The sequence below is a fragment of the Brevundimonas aurifodinae genome (assembly GCF_040195595.1).
Taxonomy (GTDB): Bacteria; Pseudomonadota; Alphaproteobacteria; order Caulobacterales; family Caulobacteraceae; genus Brevundimonas; species Brevundimonas aurifodinae.
In genome coordinates, this window is the sequence record NZ_JBEGDD010000013.1 from 36,435 (window position 1) to 52,879 (window position 16,445).

General features: G+C 71.0%; 12 protein-coding genes. 11 read left to right on the plus strand and 1 reads right to left on the minus strand.

Annotation, left to right across the window (positions count from 1 at the left end):
- The first annotated feature begins 110 nt into the window (after positions 1-110).
- The 11 genes from ABN401_RS14330 (at position 111) to ABN401_RS14380 (ending at position 13,048) form a co-directional block, all read left to right on the plus strand.
- Positions 111-578 (plus strand): division/cell wall cluster transcriptional repressor MraZ, encoded by a 468-nt coding sequence (locus tag ABN401_RS14330; RefSeq protein WP_349685547.1) that lies wholly within the window; start codon positions 111-113, stop codon positions 576-578.
- Positions 575-1,525: a 16S rRNA (cytosine(1402)-N(4))-methyltransferase RsmH gene (gene rsmH / locus ABN401_RS14335; protein ID WP_349685548.1), complete on the plus strand. Its 951-nt coding sequence runs from the start codon at positions 575-577 to the stop codon at positions 1,523-1,525. Before ABN401_RS14330 ends, rsmH begins: the two co-directional genes overlap by 4 nt.
- Positions 1,522-1,941, plus strand: coding sequence for a cell division protein FtsL (gene ftsL, locus ABN401_RS14340; RefSeq protein WP_349685549.1), 420 nt, complete (start codon positions 1,522-1,524; stop codon positions 1,939-1,941). Before rsmH ends, ftsL begins: the two co-directional genes overlap by 4 nt.
- The gene (locus ABN401_RS14345) at positions 1,938-3,674 is read left to right on the plus strand and encodes a peptidoglycan D,D-transpeptidase FtsI family protein (protein ID WP_349685550.1); all 1,737 of its coding nucleotides are present in this window, start codon (positions 1,938-1,940) and stop codon (positions 3,672-3,674) included. Before ftsL ends, ABN401_RS14345 begins: the two co-directional genes overlap by 4 nt.
- Positions 3,671-5,128 (plus strand): UDP-N-acetylmuramoyl-L-alanyl-D-glutamate--2,6-diaminopimelate ligase, encoded by a 1,458-nt coding sequence (locus tag ABN401_RS14350; protein ID WP_349685551.1) that lies wholly within the window; start codon positions 3,671-3,673, stop codon positions 5,126-5,128. Before ABN401_RS14345 ends, ABN401_RS14350 begins: the two co-directional genes overlap by 4 nt.
- Entirely contained in the window at positions 5,121-6,545 is a 1,425-nt protein-coding gene (locus ABN401_RS14355; RefSeq protein WP_349685552.1) for a UDP-N-acetylmuramoyl-tripeptide--D-alanyl-D-alanine ligase, read from the plus strand. The genes ABN401_RS14350 and ABN401_RS14355 overlap by 8 nt, the downstream gene beginning before the upstream one ends.
- 37 nt (positions 6,546-6,582) lie before the next feature.
- Positions 6,583-7,692 (plus strand): phospho-N-acetylmuramoyl-pentapeptide-transferase, encoded by a 1,110-nt coding sequence (gene mraY / locus ABN401_RS14360; protein ID WP_349685553.1) that lies wholly within the window; start codon positions 6,583-6,585, stop codon positions 7,690-7,692.
- A gap of 190 nt (positions 7,693-7,882) precedes the next feature.
- Positions 7,883-9,388, plus strand: coding sequence for a Mur ligase family protein (locus tag ABN401_RS14365; RefSeq protein ID WP_349685554.1), 1,506 nt, complete (start codon positions 7,883-7,885; stop codon positions 9,386-9,388).
- Positions 9,389-9,394: 6 nt separating this feature from the next.
- Complete coding sequence (gene ftsW / locus ABN401_RS14370; protein WP_349685555.1) at positions 9,395-10,585, plus strand: putative lipid II flippase FtsW; 1,191 nt, start codon at positions 9,395-9,397, stop codon at positions 10,583-10,585.
- A gap of 194 nt (positions 10,586-10,779) precedes the next feature.
- Positions 10,780-11,862, plus strand: a complete 1,083-nt coding sequence (gene murG / locus ABN401_RS14375) for an undecaprenyldiphospho-muramoylpentapeptide beta-N-acetylglucosaminyltransferase (RefSeq protein WP_349685556.1) — start codon at positions 10,780-10,782, stop codon at positions 11,860-11,862.
- Between the two features lie 22 nt (positions 11,863-11,884).
- Entirely contained in the window at positions 11,885-13,048 is a 1,164-nt protein-coding gene (locus tag ABN401_RS14380; RefSeq protein ID WP_349685557.1) for a mechanosensitive ion channel family protein, read from the plus strand.
- On the opposite strand, the gene smc is transcribed toward ABN401_RS14380, so the two are convergent.
- Entirely contained in the window at positions 13,008-16,445 is a 3,438-nt protein-coding gene (smc, locus tag ABN401_RS14385; protein WP_349685558.1) for a chromosome segregation protein SMC, read from the minus strand. The genes ABN401_RS14380 and smc overlap by 41 nt on opposite strands.

The following is a 16,445-nucleotide window of genomic DNA, read 5'->3' on the forward strand; positions in this document are numbered from 1 at the left end:
TTGAGACCCATCTCATCCCATGCTATCCCAATCCTGTGATTTGGGGAGCGGCGTCGGCGTTCGGCGCGGGGATTCAGCAGGGGCGGGCCGCAGGGCCCGATGGGCAGGGCGTGTTTCTCTCGACCTATGAGAAGCAGCTGGACGGCAAGCGCCGTCTCTTGATCCCCCAGGAATTCCGCACGTCCGAAAACGGCGCCGAGCACGGCGTCTTCTGCTTCTTCTCGGTCGAGTCCGATTGCCTCGAGGCCGGCGGCGACAAGCTGATGGCCGAGTATGTCGCCCTCATCGAAAGCCTGCCGTTCGGCGACGACTGGCGCACCGCCCTGGAAGAGACCGTCTATGCCGGCCAGAAGCCGCTGGCCTATGACTCCGGTGGCCGCATCACGCTGCCAGAGGGGCTGATCGAGGACGCGGGCCTGACGGACGACGTCGTCATCGTCGGCATGGGGCCGCGCTTCCAGATCTGGGACCGTGCCCGCTGGATGTCTCGCAAGGAAGAGCGCCGCCAGCTGGCCCGACGCGCCATGCGCGAGCGTGGCGAGTTCGGCCGTCGCCGCCTGCCGGGGAACGACCAGTGAGCGGCCCTCATGCTCCGGTCCTGCTGGCCGAGGTCATCGAGGCCCTGTCGCCGAAACCGGGCGACGTCGTGATCGACGCCACCTTCGGCGCCGGCGGCTATACGCGCGCCATCCTGGCCACCGGGGCGGAGGTCATCGGCCTGGACCGCGACCCCTCGGTCCGGCCGCACGCCGACGCCGTCGCCAACGATTTTCCCGGCAAGTTCCAGCTGGTGCGGACGCCCTTCTCCGGACTGTCCGAAGCCTTCGCCGGAACCGGCAAGCCCCGGCTGGACGGCGCCGTCTTCGACATCGGCGTGTCGTCCATGCAGCTGGACCAGGGCGAGCGCGGCTTCTCCTTCATGCGCGACGGACCGCTGGACATGCGGATGTCGAGCGAGGGCGAGAGCGCGGCCGACATCGTCAACGGCTGGGACCACGGACCCCTGGCCCACATCCTGAAGCAGTACGGCGACGAGCGTCAGTCCGGCCGCATCGCCACCGCCATCCTGCGCCGTCGCGCCAGCCAGCCCTTCACCCGCACCCTCGACCTGGCCGAGGTCGTCGAAAAGGCGCTCGGCGGCCGTCGTGGCGCGCCGACCCATCCTGCGACCCGGACCTTTCAGGCTCTGCGGATCGCGGTGAACGACGAGCTGGGCGAGCTGACGGCGGGGCTGGAGGCGGCGGAGGCCACCCTGTCGCCCGGTGGCCGCCTCGCGGTCGTGACCTTCCATTCGCTGGAGGACCGCATCGTCAAGGCCTTCCTGACCGAGCGCAGCGGCAACAGCCCGGGCGGATCGCGTCACGCGCCGGCGCTGATCGAGACCAGGAAGCCCAGCTTCACTCTGCAGTTCAAGGGCGCGCGCGAGGCGGGCGAGGCCGAACTGGCCGCCAATCCCCGCGCCCGCTCCGCCCGTCTGCGCGCCGCCGTCCGCACCGAGGCCCCGGCCTGGAAGGCGGCGGCATGACCCGAAATCCGGTCCAGCGCCTGTTCGACTGGAAGGTCCGCGGCATCCGCTGGATCGAGATCATCGGCGTCCTGCTGGTCGCCGCCATGATCTTCTCGGTCTATGTCGCCAAGGCCGCCGCGGCCCGCGAAAGCGCCGAGATCGGCCGGCTGGAGCGCGAGATCGCCGAGACCCGCCAGCGGGTGCGCCTGCTGCGCGCCGAAGCCGCCCGGCTGGAACAGCCGGCCCGGCTGGAGGCCCTGTCGCGCGGTGTGGGCCTGGCCCCGGTCGAGATGGATCGCCGCGCCGAGGTGGTGGATCTCGCCGAACTGAAGCCCGCGCCGGAGTCGGTCGCGGCTCTGGTCGAGGTCGCGCCCGTCGTGACGCCCTCGCCTGAAGCCTCGGGCGCCGCCTCCGTCGAGGAGGGGCTGCGATGAGCGTTCAGGACCATCGCGCCTTTCGTCCCGCGCCGGGCGCCCGTCCGGTGTCCTCGGCCGTCTCGCCCTGGCTGCGCTGGCTGTCCGAGGCCGTCTGGTTCGTCGAGCACGCCTTCGAGCGCGCCCGCGCCGACGCCAAGCCGGAAGAGGACACCCGCGTCCGCATCGTGGTGATCCAGGCCGTCTTCGTCGCCGTCTTCGTGCTGCTGGCGGCAGGCGCGACCCGCGCGGCCCTGCTGACGCCGAACGGCGGCGGCGGGTTCGCCTCGGCCGCCGGTGCCCTGCGGCGCGCCGACCTGACCGACCGGAACGGGGCCCTCCTGGCCACCAATATCGTCCACTACGGCCTCTACATCGACCCGACAGAGGTCTGGGATCGCGAGGCCGCGTTCCGCCAGATCCGTCGCGCCCTGCCGGACATTTCCGCCGACCGCCTGCGCCGCGTGCTGGACGGCGACCGCCGGCTGATCGTCCAGCCGGGCCTGACCCCGTCAGAACGTCAGGCCGTCCACGCCCTGGCCCTGGGCGGCGTCTCCTTCGAACCCGAGGACCGGCGGGTCTATCCTCTGGGCCCGTCGTCCGCCCACGTCATCGGCGCGGCCGACACCGGCGGGGAGGGGATCTCGGGCGCCGAACTGGCCTTCGACGACGTCATCCGCGCCGCCGGGGCCCAGGGTCAGGACTTCGCCCTGTCCATCGATCTGCGCGTCCAGGGCGTGCTGGAGAACGAGCTCGGCCTCGCTGCGGCCGAAGCCGGGGCCAAGGGTGCCGTCGGCGTCGTCGCCGACGCCACGACGGGCGAGATCCTGGGCATGGCGTCCTGGCCGACGTTCGACCCCAACGACCGGTCATCGGCCGTCGAGGGCGCGACCCTGAACCGCGTGACCTCGGCCCACTACGAGATGGGCTCGGTGTTCAAGACCTTCACCGTGGCCGCCGCGCTCGACACCGGTCGAGCCGATCTGGACACCCTGATCGACGCGTCCGAGGCCTATTACATCGGCAACCGCAGGATCGAGGACTTCCACGCGACGAACAAGATCCTGTCGCTGGAAGACGTCTTCATCCACTCGTCCAACATCGGCACCTCGCGCCTGGCGGTCGAGATGGGGGCCGATACCATGCGCGACTATTTCCAGCGGCTGGGCCTGCTGGACGCCGCGCCGATCGAGCTGAAGGAAAGCGCCCGTCCGCGCCGTCCGCGCCAGTGGGACGACTCGACCCGCGCCTCGCTGTCGTTCGGCTATGGCATCATGATCACGCCGCTGCAGATGACGGCCGCGACCGTGGCCCTGGTCAACGGCGGCATCCACCGGCCCCTGACCCTGCGTCGCGGCGGGACGGGAGCCGAGGGCCGCCGCGTGGTCACGCCCGAGACCTCTGCCGCCATCCGCCAGCTGATGCGGGCCAATGTGCTGCGCGGCTCGGGCCGGTCGGCCGATGCCCAGGGCCTGCGCGTCGGCGGCAAGACGGGTTCGGCCAACAAGCTGGTCAACGGCCGCTACGACGCCAGTCACGGTGTCGGCTCCTTCGCTTCGGTCTTCCCGGCGGACGGCCCCGACGACGCGCGCCGCTATGTCGTGTTCGTCCTGGTCGACGAGCCCAGCCAGGGCTCGCGGCTGGGCGGCGCCGTGGCCGCGCCGGTGGTCGGTCGCGTCATCGACCGGATCGCCGGTTTCCTGGGCGTCCAGCGCCGGATCGATCCGCCCGTGGTCGCGGAGCCGGCCGCATGAGCGCCGTCCGCCTGTCCGACCTGTTGATGCGGGATGTCGACTCCGACCCGATGATCACCGGCGTCACGGCCGACAGCCGCAAGGTCAGCTCCGGCCACCTGTTCGTGGCCCTGCCCGGCACGGCCGCCGACGGGCGCGCCTTCATCCCTCAGGCCCTTACGCAGGGGGCCGCCGCCGTGCTCGCGCCGCAGGACACACCGGACGGTCTGGCTCCCCTGCTGGTGCGCTCGGGCGACGTACGCCGCGCCTATGCCCTGGCCGCGCGCGGTTTCTACGGGGCCCAGCCCGCGACCTGCGTGGCCGTGACCGGCACCAACGGCAAGACCTCGGTCGCCGCCTTCTGCCGCCAGATCTGGGCGGCGCTGGGCAGGAAGTCTGCCAGCATGGGCACCCTGGGCGTCGTGGCCCAGTCGGGAGCCGTGACCGAAGCCCTGACCCAGCCCGGCCTGACCAGCCCCGACGCCGCCGACGCCGCCCGGCTGATGGCGACGCTCGCCGAAGGGGGGGTAACCCATCTGGCGCTGGAGGCCTCGTCGCACGGCATCGATCAGCGTCGGCTCGACGGGGTGACGCTGAAGGCCGCCGCCTTCACCAACCTGACCCAGGACCACCTCGACTACCATGGCGACATGGAGGCCTATCGCGAGGCCAAGCTGCGGCTGTTCGAGACCCTGTTGCCGCGCGGCCGGACCGCCGTGCTGAACGCCGATTCCGACGCCTATTCGACCTTCGCTTCGGCCTCGATCATGTCGGGTCTGGGCGTCATGGCCGTGGGCGAGCGGGGCCGCGACCTGTCGCTGATCGAGCGCCGCGCCGTTCCCGAGGGCCAGCGGCTGGTGCTGGACGTTCGCGGTGCCCGGCACGAGGTCTCGCTGCCGCTGGCGGGGGCCTTCCAGGCGTCGAACGCGCTCGTCGCGGCCGGCCTGTGCATCGCGGCGGGCGAGGAGCCGGGCGCGGTCCTGGCGGCGATGGAGCGGATCACCGGCGCGGCCGGGCGGCTCCAGCGGATCGAGGGCGGCACCCGTGGCGGCGAGGCCTATGTCGATTACGCTCACACCCCCGACGGTCTGGAGACGGTGCTCAAAGCGCTCCGCCCTCACGCGACCGGCCGTCTGATCGTCGTCTTCGGCGCGGGCGGCGACCGCGATCGCGGCAAGCGACCCCTGATGGGCGAGATCGCCGGGCGTCTGGCCGACATCGCCATCGTCACCGACGACAATCCCCGCTCCGAAGACCCCGAGGCGATTCGCGCCGAGGTTCGCACCGGCTGCCCCTTCGCGCTCGAGATCGGCGACCGCCGCGCCGCCATCCGCGAGGCCATCGGCATGATGCGCGACGGAGATGTGGTCGTCGTCGCCGGAAAAGGGCATGAACAGGGCCAGATCGTCGCGGGCGTGACCCACCCCTTCGACGACGCCACCGAAGTCGCCGAGGCTCTGAGACTGAATGCCTGAATCGCTACCGCCGCTGTGGACGGCGCAGGAGATCGCCCTCGCCACCGGCGGCCGGATCGAAGGCGGCGTCTTCGACGCCTCGGGCCTGACCTACAACAGTCGCGAGATCGGCCCCGGCGACCTGTTCCTGGCGCTGAGGGGCGCGCGCGACGGCCATGACTTCGCGGGCAACGCCTTTGCCGCCGGCGCGGCCGGTGCCCTGGTCGAGCGTCCCGTCGACGGCGGCCCCTGTGTCGTCGTGCCCGACACCCTGCACGCGCTGGAGGCCCTGGGTGCCGCCGCCCGCGACCGCGCGCCCCACATCCGGCGCGGGGCCGTCACCGGCAGCGTCGGCAAGACCAGCGTGACCCAGGCGATCAAGGCCGGGCTCGATCTGGCCGGTCCCGCCCACGCCTCCATCAAGAGCTACAACAACCATATCGGCGTGCCACTGACCCTGGCCCGCATGCCACAGGCGACCGAGCGCGCGGTGTTCGAGATCGGCATGAACGCTCCCGGCGAGATCGCGCCCCTGGCCCGGATGGTCCAGCCGCACGCCGCCTGCGTGACCACGGTCGGACCGGTCCATATCGAGGCCTTCGCCGACGGCGAGGCGGGGGTGGCGCGCGAGAAGGCGGCCATATTCCAGGGCCTGGGCCCCGGCGGCCTGGCCGTCATCAACGGCGACAACCCTCACGTCGAGACCCTGCACCAGGCGGCGCTGCACGTCGGAGCCCGTGTGGCGACCTTCGGGTCGGAGACGTTTCACGACGCCCGCCTGATCGACTTCGCGCCGCACGATGGCGGGGCGCGGGTGACCGCCGAGGTCTGGGGCCGGACCCATGTCTTCCCGCTGCGCCAGTCAGGCTTCCACTGGGGCCTGAACAGCCTTGCCGTCATCCTGATGCTGGACGCCCTGGACGTGCCGATCGAGACGGCGCTGGCCGCGCTGGCCGAGTTCGAGCCGCTGAAGGGCCGGGGAGAGACGCGCCAGGTGCATATCCCGGGCGGGGCCTTCACCCTGATCGACGAGAGCTACAACGCCAATCCCCTGTCGATGAAGGCGGGGTTTCTCAGCCTGGGAGCCAAGCGCGTGGAGCGGGGTGGACGACGCGTCGTTGTCCTGACAGACATGCTGGAACTGGGCGACCAGTCGCGGGCGCTGCACGCCGGACTGTCCGTCCCCATCGACGCCGCCGCCATCGACGTGGTCCATGCGGCGGGGCCCGAGATGCGCCACCTCTTTGACGCCCTCGCGCCCGAGCGCCGGGGCGTCTGGGCCCCGACCGCCGCCGACCTCGCCGATCAGGCCGAGGACCTCGTGGGCGCCAACGACATCGTCATGGTGAAGGGGTCGAACGGCTCCAAGGCGTCCCTTGTCGCGGCGGCGCTGCTGCGGCTAGAGCGGGACACAACCGGGGGTCCGCCCCTCAAGTAGGGGCGCGCCGCGCGCGACCCGATAAGGGCAAACAAGCATGTTCTATCTTCTGTATCTCTACTACGCCGACGTGGCGCAGGATTACCCCCTGCTGAACCTGATCCAGTATCAGACGGTGCGGGTCGCGCTCGCCATGGCCACGGCCATGATCGTCGCCGTGGCGATGGGCAGCCGCTTCATCGCCTGGATGCGGGTCAAGCAGGGCAAGGGCCAGCCGATCCGCGCCGACGGGCCGGTCAGCCACCTGTCCAAGGTCGGCACCCCCACCATGGGCGGCCTGATGATCCTGGCCGGCATCGGCGTGGCGGTCTTCCTGTGGGGCGACCTGACCAATCCCTACATCTGGATCGTCTCCGGCGTGACGGCGGCCTTCGGTGTCCTGGGCTTCATCGACGACTACGCCAAGGTGACGAAGCAGACCTCGGCCGGACTGACCTCGAAACAGAAGCTGGCGGCCCAGGTCGTGGTCTCGGTCATCGCGGGCGTGCTGGTCGTGCTGTGGATGACGCGGTCGCCGACCTCGCCGGGGTTGGAGACGTCGATCGCCTTTCCCTTCTTCAAGGACGTGCTGCTGAACGTCGGCTGGTTCTACGTCGCCTTCGCCGCCTTCACGATCGTGGGCTTCTCCAACGCGGTGAACCTGACCGACGGGCTGGACGGCCTGGCGATCGTGCCAGTGATGATGTCGGCGGCGGCCTTCGGGATCATCGCCTATCTGGTCGGCAACTTCATCTTTTCGGACTACCTCGGCGTCCACCATGTGCCGGGCTCCGGAGAACTCGCCATCTTCTGCGCCGCCATCATCGGCGGGGGCACGGGGTTCTTGTGGTACAACGCCCCGCCGGCCAAGATCTTCATGGGCGACACCGGCTCCCTGGCCCTGGGCGGTGCGCTGGGCTCGATCGCCGTGGCCACCAAGCACGAGCTGGTCCTGGGCATCGTCGGCGGCCTGTTCGTCGTCGAGGCGGCCTCGGTCATGATCCAGGTCGCCTACTTCAAGGCCACCAAGAAGCGCATCTTCCTGATGGCCCCGATCCATCACCATTTCGAGAAGATGGGCTGGCCGGAATCGACTGTGGTCATCCGCTTCTGGATCGTCGCGGCGATGCTGGCCCTGATCGGGCTGTCGACGCTGAAGCTGCGGTGAGGATTCTTCATTCGATCCCCTCTCCCAGAGGGAGAGGGCTTGAGCCTCCAAGAGCGGAGCGATTGGCAAGGCGAAAGGGTGAGGGGTTTTGCCCTCACCGGCTCACACGGAAACCCCTCACCCTTTCGCGCGGGTCCGATCGCCTTCGGCTCTCGGGCGCTCAAGCCCTCTCCCTCTGGGAGAGGGTTCGATGATCCCCGTCCCCGGCTTCGAGAACCAGCGCGTCGCCGTCTTCGGGCTGGGCCGGTCCGGACTGACCGCCGCCCGCGCGCTCAAGGTGGGCGGCGCCGTTCCGATCCTCTGGGACGACGGCGTGTCCGGCCGCATGCAGGTGGAGGCGGAAGGCTTCGCCGTCGAGGACCTGACCGTCGCCGACTGGTCGGGATTCGCCGCCCTGGTCCTGTCGCCCGGCGCGCCCCTGACCCACCCCAAACCGCACTGGACCGTGGACAAGGCCCGCGCCGCCAGCGTCCCCGTCGTCGGCGACATCGAACTGTTCGCCCGCGCGATCGCCGCCCTGCCTGACGACCAGAGGCCCCGGGTCGTCGCCATCACGGGCACCAACGGCAAGTCCACCACCACGGCCTTGATCGGCTGGGTCCTGAAACAGGCCGGGCTGACCGTCCACATCGGCGGCAACATCGGCATCGGCGTGCTGGCGCTGCCGGAGCTCACGCCAGACGCCGTCTATGTGATCGAGGTCTCCAGCTATCAGCTGGACCTGACCACCACCTTCGCCCCCGATGTCGCCATCCTGACCAACATCAGCCCCGACCACCTGGACCGTCACGGCGGCATGGAGGGCTACGTCGCGGCCAAGACGCGGCTGTTTCAGGCGCTCGGGCCGGAGGCGGTGGCGCTGGTCGGGGTGGATGAGGCGGAGGGGACGGACATCGCGGAGTGGCTCGCAGTCGGCGGCGTCGCCGGCTGCACTGTTTCCACTTCCGCTCATCCCCGCGAAAGCGGGGACCCAGTGCTTTCGCTTGAGCACGATGGTCTGGACCCGTTTCTGGACTCGCACCGGTCGTCGAAGTGGCCAAAGAACTGGGTCCCCGCTTTCGCGGGGATGAGCGGAAAGTTGGAAGCGGCGGGCCGAGTGATCCGGGCGAATGGCGAGCCCGTCCTTGACCTCACTCCCGCCCGCTCGCTGCCCGGCCGCCACAACGCCCAGAACGCCGCCTTCGCCTATGCCGCCGCCCGGGCGCTGGGTGTCGCGCATGACGTCGCGGTCCAGGGCCTGATGACCTTCCCGGGCCTTGCCCACCGCATGGAGACCGTCGCCCACCTTGGCCCTGTGCGCTTCGTCAACGACTCCAAGGCCACCAACGCCGACGCCGCGCGCCAGGCCCTGATGTCCTATCTGAGCAGCTTCTGGATCGCCGGCGGTCGTGCCAAGGACGGGGGGATCGAGGACCTGCGTGACCTCTTCCCCCGCATCGCCAAGGCCTATCTGATCGGCGAGGCGGCCGCCGATTTCGCCGCCACCCTGGGCGACACCCCCCACGTCGCCGCCGGCGACATGGCCACCGCCGTCGCCCTCGCCGCCGCCGACGCGCGAGCTGCCGGCGGCGACCCGGTCGTCCTCCTCAGCCCCGCCTGCGCCAGCTTCGACCAGTTCCTGGATTTCGAGGCGCGCGGAGAGGCGTTTCGCGCCGCCGTTCTTAACCTTGGGGCTACGCCTTTCGTTCAGGGTTGAGAAACCATGACCGAGGCCGCCACCTCCTACGTCCCGCCGTTCAGCCGCAACGACCCCAGTCCCATCGCCAAATGGTTCTGGACGGTCGATCGCGCGCTGCTGGGCGCGGCTCTGGCGCTGATCGGCCTGGGCGTGGCGCTGAGCTTCGCCTCCTCGCCCGCCGCCATCCTGGCCGACGAATCCCTCACCGACCCCTTCCACTATTCCTGGCGGATGCTGGTCTGGGCCGCGGGCGGGGTGGGGGCCATGCTGGTGATGTCCCTCTTGTCGCCACGCGGCGTGCGGCGGATCGCGGTGCTGGCCCTGCTCGGCGCCATCGTCGTCATGGCCCTGCTGCCCGTCATCGGCGACACGGTGAAGGGCGCGGCGCGGTGGGTGAACCTGGGCCCGTTCAGCCTCCAGCCCTCGGAATTCGCCAAGCCCAGCCTGATCGTCTTCGCCGCCTGGATGTTCGCCGAGGGCCAGAAGGGGCAGGGGGTGCCCGGCGTCTCGATCGCTTTCGGGGCCTATGCCCTGTGCGTCGCCCTGCTGCTGATCCAGCCCGACATCGGCCAGACCCTCTTGATCACCACTACCTTCACGGCCGTCTTCTTCATGGCGGGCGTGCCGCTGCGCTGGGTCGCCGTGCTGGGCGGGCTGGGGGCGGCGGGGCTGGCGGCCATCTATCTGCTGTTCCCTCACGTCCAGTCGCGCGTGGCCAAGTTCGTCTCGCCCGGCGCCGAGGACACCCACCAGATCGACCGCGCGTCCGAAGCCATCCGCGACGGCGGCCTGATCGGGCGCGGCATCGGCGAGGGGGTGATGAAGCGTCACGTTCCCGACCTGCACACCGACTTCATCTACTCCGTCGCGGCCGAGGAGTTCGGCCTGGTGCTCAGCCTGGTGATGATCGGCCTCTATGCCTTCATCGTCGTGCGCGGCATGCGAAAGGCGCGGCTGCTGAACGATCCGTTCGAGCAGACGGCGGCGGCGGGCCTGTTCATGCTGATCGGCCTGCAGGCCTCGATCAACATCGCGGTGAACCTGAACCTGATCCCGACCAAGGGCATGACCCTTCCCTTCATCAGCTACGGCGGCTCGTCCATGCTGGCCATGGGGCTGACCATGGGGTTCGCCCTGGCCCTGACGCGGCGGCGACCGGGGGCCTACGAGCCGGGGTCCAGCCTGGCCCGCCCGCGGCGGATGCTGATGCCGTAGTGCGCGACCTCTCCCTCCCACTTGGGGGAGGGTGGTCGCGCAGCGACCGGGTGGGGGCGGCCCGGGGATCCGCAGGCGATGTCGGCGTCCGGCTCTCCCGGCCCCCCCATCCGGTCTCCGCTTCGCTCCGACCACCCTCCCGTTCCGGGGAGGGAGAGGTTCCTTCCCCGCTCCTCCTCCGCTATCCCCCTGCCATGACCAAAGTCTGCGTCGTCGCCGCCGGGGGCACCGGGGGCCATATGTTCCCGGCCGAGGCCCTGGCCCGCGAGATGGCCGCGCGCGGCTGGCGGGTCGTGCTGGCCACCGACCGCCGCGGCGAGCAGTACGCCCAGGCCTTCCCCGCCGAGGAGCGGCTGGCGCTCGACGCCGCGACCGGCTCCGGTCCGTTGGGTCTGGCCAAGGCGGGCGTGGCCATCGTGCGCGGCGTGGCCCAGGCCGAGGCCGCCTTTCGCCGCCTGGACGCCCGCGTCGTGGTCGGCTTCGGCGGCTATCCGTCCGCGCCCGCCCTGGTCGCCGCCATCCTCCAGCGCCGCCCGACGCTGATCCACGAACAGAACGCCGTTCTGGGTCGCACCAACCGCGCCCTGGCGCCTTACGTCCGCGCGGTCGCCTCGTCCTTCCCGACTCTGGAGCGCGCCGCCCCCGCAGTGAAGGCCAGGGCTGAGGTCGTCGGGGCCCCCGTGCGCGCCGACATCCGGGCCCTGTTCGATCGTGCCTATGCGGCGCCCGGCAACGGCCCGATCCATGTCCTGGTCACAGGTGGCAGTCAGGGAGCCCGCGTCCTGTCCGAGACGACGCCGCGCGCCATGGCGGGCTTGCCGGACGCCATTCGCAGCCGCCTCAAGGTCCAGCAGCAATCCCGTCCCGAGACGCTGGAGGCCGCGCGCCAGATCTATCTCGACGCCGGCATCGAGGCCGAGGTCGCGCCCTTCTTCCGCGACATGGCCAGCCGCCTGTCCTCCGCCCATCTGGTCATCGGCCGGGCCGGAGCCTCGACCTGCGCCGAACTGGCCGTCGCCGCCATGCCCTCGATCCTGATCCCGCTGAAGATCGCCACCGATGACCACCAGCGGCTGAACGCCAAGCTCCTGACCGATGTCTCTGCCGCCGAGATGATCCTGGAGGACGACCTGACTGTCGAGGCGATGACGCGGGCCGTGGCCGGGGTTTTCGCCGACCCCGCGCGTCTGCCCGCCATGAGCGCCGCCGCCCGTTCCGTCGCCATTCCCGACGCGGCCCAGCGTCTGGCCGACCTGACCGAGGCGACGGCCGGCTGAGGCTTTTTGCGGAACAGAAGCCATGGGCCAAACGCTGTCTTCCTCAATGCCTCCCGAAATCACCGACCTGACGCGCCAGATCATCCTGCTCTGGCGACGGTTCCAATGGCTGCCCGAATGGCTGGTCGTGGCCATCGTGATCGCCGTCTTCGTGGGCGGTGGCTGGGTGGCTCACCGCATCGTCTTCTCGATCCTGCGGCGGGTTGTTCGAAACCGCGACATGTTCTGGCGCGGCGTGGTCGAGCGCGCGCGGCGCAAGCTCCGCATCCTCATCATCCTGATCGCGGTCGGGTTTTCCGTCACCGTCTCGCCGCTCGATCCGGACCCCTCGGCCGTCATCCGGTCGGCGATCCTGTTCCTGGTGATCCTCGTGCTCGGCTGGATCGCAACGGGCATCGTCGACATGTGGGCGGTCGTCTATCTGCGGAAGTTCAACCTCGAGACAGAGGACAACCTCAACGCCAGGAAGCACGTCACCCAGACCCGCATCCTGCAACGGGCCGGGGTCATCCTGATCGGCATCGTCACCGTGGCCCTGGCCATGATGACGATCGGCGCGGTCCGTCAGTGGGGCGTGTCGCTGCTGGCCTCGGCCGGGGTGGTGGGCATCGTCGCCGGCCTCGCGCTCCAGCCCCTGCTCAAGAACCTGGTCGCCGGCATCCAGATCGCCACGGCCCAGCCCATCCGCATCGACGACGCCGTCATCGTCGAGAACGAGTGGGGTCAGATCGAGGAGATCACCTCCACCTACGTCGTCGTCCGCCTGTGGGACTGGCGGCGGATGATCCTGCCGCTCAGCTATTTCATCGAACAACCCTTCCAGAACTGGACCCGCGAGACGTCGCGCCTGATCGGCGCGGCCATCCTTTATGTCGACTACGAGGCCCCGATCGACCGCCTGCGCGCCGAGCTGGAGCGCATCTGCCGGGCCTCGCCCCTGTGGGACGGCGATGTCGTGAACCTGGCCGTGACCGACATCACCGACCGCGTGGCCCAGGTCCGTTGCCTGGCCAGTGGTCGCAACGCCGGCGTCGTCTTCGACCTGCGCTGCGAGATCCGCGAGAAGATGCTGGTCTTCATGCGCGACCAGTGCCCGGAGGCCCTGCCGAGGGACCGGCTGGCGGTGGACGCGAACGCAGCCCCGGTTACGCCACCAGCGTCTCCGCCTGCTTCAGGTCCACGCTGACCAGCTGGCTGACGCCTCGCTCGGGCATGGTGACGCCGTAGAGGCGATCCATCCGGCTCATGGTCACCGGGTTGTGGGTGATTACGATGAAGCGGGTGTCGGTGCGGTTGCGCATCTCGTTCAGCATTCGGCAGAAGCGGTCGACGTTGGCGTCGTCCAGCGGCGCATCGACCTCGTCCAGCACGCAGACCGGGGCCGGATTGGCCAGGAAGACAGCGAAGATCAGGGCGGCCGCCGTCAGGGCCTGCTCGCCGCCCGACATCAGGCTCATGACCGACAGCCGCTTGCCCGGCGGACAGGCGTAGATCTCCAGGCCCGCCTCAAGCGGGTCGTCGCTCTCGACCAGTTTCAGTTCCGCCTGGCCACCGCCGAACAGGGCCTCGAACAGGCTCTTGAAGTTGTCGTTGATGACGTCGAACGCGGCGGTCAGCCGCTCACGGCCCTCGGCGTTCAGCTCGTCGATGCCGTCCCTCAGGCGGGCGATGGCGCCGGTCAGGTCCGACCGTTCCAGCCGCATGGTCTGCAGACGTTCGCCGTATTCCTCGGCCTCTTCCTCGGCCCGCAGGTTGACCGGCCCCAGCTGTTCGCGCTCGCGCTCCAGCCCATACAGCAGGCTCTCGGCCCCGGCGGCGTCGGGCGGCCGGGCGATGGCGTCGTCGATCAGCTTCTGGCCCAGCTGGTCGGGCGACATCTGCGCCGTCTCGCGCAGCTGGGCATCCATCTCGGCCAGGCGTTCGGCTGCGCTCTCGGCCCGCGCGGCCAGACCGGCCCGGGCCTCGCGCGCCTGTCCGGCCGCGGCGTCGGCGGCGCGGCCGGCGCGGTCGGCGTCGGTGGCCTCGCCTTCCAGAACCGACAGGGCGTCGGCGGCGGCCTTTCGCCGCGTCTCGGCGGCGGTCAGCGTGTCCATCAGCTTCGACCGTTGCCCGGCCAGCACCTCCGGGGCCCGCTCCGCCTCCGCCAGCAGGGTCGCGGTTCGCCCCGCGTCCTTCTCCAGCGTCGTGATCCGCGCCGCGCTGTCCTTTGCCCGACCGGCCCAGCCGTCGCGCTCGCGCGTCAGGGACGCCAGCCTCTGCTCGCGGCCGCTCCGTTCGCGCGCCTCGGCGTCGCGGTCCGCGCGCGCTTGAGCGGAGGCCGTCCGTGCCGTTTCGGCGGCGGCGCGGGCCCCGGCCAGTTCGGCCTTCAGCGCGTCGACCGTCTCGCCCGACGCCGCTTCGGTCGCCGCCTGGGCCAGCGCCGCCCCGGCGGCCTCCTGCTCGGCGGTCAGGCGGGTCAGGCTCTCGTCCAGCGCCTGGGCCCGCGCCTCGCGCCGGGCCTGCTCGCGACCGAGCGCCTCGACCCGGTCGCGCGCGGCGGCCAGGGCCTTGTCGGCGGCGAAGGGTTTGAGGCGCGCGGCCTTCACCGTCTCCTCCGCCGCGCGGAAGGCCTCGGTCGCGGCCTTGAGCGTCTGTTGCGCCGCTTCCAGCGCGGGCTTGCCTGCGTCGATCTCGGCTTCCAACTCCGACAGCCGCGTGCGTTGTGCCAGCCGTACGGCGGCCGGACGCGGCGCCTCGGCCCGGCTGACGAAGCCGTCCCAGCGATGGAGGTCGCCCTCCTTCGTCACCAGCCGGGCGCCGGGCGGCAGGGCCTTTGCCAAACTCGCTGCCGCGGTCCGGTCCGCTACGCCGCACAGTGCCAGCCGTGCAGCCAGCGCATCCGGTGCGTCCACCACCTTCGCGAGCGGCTCCACCCCGTCTGGCCAGGCGGGGGAGGGCACCGCCGCCCCGCCCCAATAGGCCGCCGCCTTCGCATCGAGCGCCGCGTCCAGATCGTCGCCGAGCGCCGCCGCCAGCGCGGCTTCATAGCCCTTGGCGGCAGAGACCTTGTCCAGCGCCGGCGCGTGGTCGCGCCGGGTGGTGACCAGCAGGGACGCCAGCCCCCGCGCCTCGGTCTGCAGCCGTCCCAGACGGTCTTCGGCGGCTCGCGCGGCGGTGCGCGCCTCCTGCTCCGCGCGCGCCAGATCGCCCCGCCGCGCCTCCGCCGCCTCGACCTCGGCCCGGGCATCTGTCAGTGCCGTCGCTGCCGTCTCCAGAGCCGCCTGCGCCTCGATGACTTCGGGTGTTTCCAGCGGCCCCAGCGCGGCGCGTTCCCGCCGGGCCGCCTCCAGTGCCCCCTCCGCCCGCGTCAGTCGCGCCTCCGCGTCCCGTCGCCGCGCCGTCTCGGCGTTGGCCCGGGCCTCGATGGCCGCCAGGGTCCCCGCGACCCGTTCGACCTCGGCGTCGGCGGCGCGGCGGACGTCCTCGGCGCTCGCCAAGGCGGTCTCGAGCTCCGGCCCCCGGGTGGGGGCGGCGGCGACCTCTGCGGCCAAGGCATCGATCTCGGCCGTCAGCCGCTCCAGCTGCGCGCCTGCGTCCTCGGCCATGGCGGCCTCGCGCTCGGTGTCGGCGGCGATGCGCGCCTGTTCGGACTTCAGCCGCTCGACCTCGGCCCGCGCCGCCTGCTCGGCCATGTCCAGCCGGTCGCGCTCCAGCGAGGCGCGGTGCAAAAGGGCCGCCGCCACCGCGTCCTCCTCGCGCGCGGGCTTCAGCGCCTCCTGGGCCTTCAGCGCCGCCGTCTGCCCCCGCGCCGCCGCCGCCGTCGCCTCGCCCACGGTGCGTTCGGCCTCGGCCAGCTCCCCGGCAGCGTCTTCCGCCGCCAGCCGCGCGTCGTTCCAGCGGACATACAGCAGGGCGGCCTGCAGAGCCCGGATCTCGGCGGAGATCTTCTTGTACTTCTCGGCCTGACGCGCCTCGCGTTTCAGCCGGCCGAGCGCCGTCTCCAGCTCGCGCCCGATGTCGTCCAGCCGCTCAAGATTGGCCTCGGCGGCCTTCAATCGCAGCTCGGCTTCATGCCGCCGCGTGTGCAGCCCCGCCACGCCGCCCGCCTCTTCCAGGATACGCCGCCGGTTCTGCGGCTTGGCGGCGATCAGCTCCGAGATCTGCCCCTGCCGGACCAGGGCCGGGGAGTTGGCCCCCGTCGAGGCGTCGGCGAACAGCAGTTGCACGTCGCGCGCGCGCACCTCCTTGCCGTTGATCCGATAGGTCGATCCCTGGCCCCGGTCGATGCGGCGGCTGACCTCCAGGATGGCGCTGTCGGTGAAGGGCTGGGGGGCCCGTCGCTGGGCGTTGTCGATGGTCAGCTGGACTTCGGCGTGGTTGCGCGGCGGTCGGTCCGACGCTCCGGCGAAGATGACGTCGTCCATCCCCTGGCCGCGCATGGCCTTGGCCGAATTCGCCCCCATGACCCAGCGCATGGATTCCAGCACGTTTGACTTGCCGCAGCCGTTGGGGCCGACGATCCCCGTCAGGCCGGGCTCGATGAAGACCTCGGCCGGATCGACGAAGGACTTGAACCCGACGAGACGCAGTCGCTGGAACTGCAT

Excerpts from the sequence above, each read along its gene's own strand:
- ftsL (WP_349685549.1), top strand. The coding sequence starts at position 1,522 with ATGACCCGAAATCCGGTCCAGCGCCTGTTCGACTGGAAGGTCCGCGGC.
- ABN401_RS14345 (WP_349685550.1), top strand. The coding sequence starts at position 1,938 with ATGAGCGTTCAGGACCATCGCGCCTTTCGTCCCGCGCCGGGCGCCCGT.
- ABN401_RS14350 (WP_349685551.1), top strand. The coding sequence starts at position 3,671 with ATGAGCGCCGTCCGCCTGTCCGACCTGTTGATGCGGGATGTCGACTCC.
- ABN401_RS14355 (WP_349685552.1), top strand. The coding sequence starts at position 5,121 with ATGCCTGAATCGCTACCGCCGCTGTGGACGGCGCAGGAGATCGCCCTC.
- mraY (WP_349685553.1), top strand. The coding sequence starts at position 6,583 with ATGTTCTATCTTCTGTATCTCTACTACGCCGACGTGGCGCAGGATTAC.
- ABN401_RS14365 (WP_349685554.1), top strand. The coding sequence starts at position 7,883 with ATGATCCCCGTCCCCGGCTTCGAGAACCAGCGCGTCGCCGTCTTCGGG.
- ftsW (WP_349685555.1), top strand. The coding sequence starts at position 9,395 with ATGACCGAGGCCGCCACCTCCTACGTCCCGCCGTTCAGCCGCAACGAC.
- murG (WP_349685556.1), top strand. The coding sequence starts at position 10,780 with ATGACCAAAGTCTGCGTCGTCGCCGCCGGGGGCACCGGGGGCCATATG.
- ABN401_RS14380 (WP_349685557.1), top strand. The coding sequence starts at position 11,885 with ATGGGCCAAACGCTGTCTTCCTCAATGCCTCCCGAAATCACCGACCTG.
- smc (WP_349685558.1), bottom strand. The coding sequence starts at position 16,445 with ATGCAGTTCCAGCGACTGCGTCTCGTCGGGTTCAAGTCCTTCGTCGAT.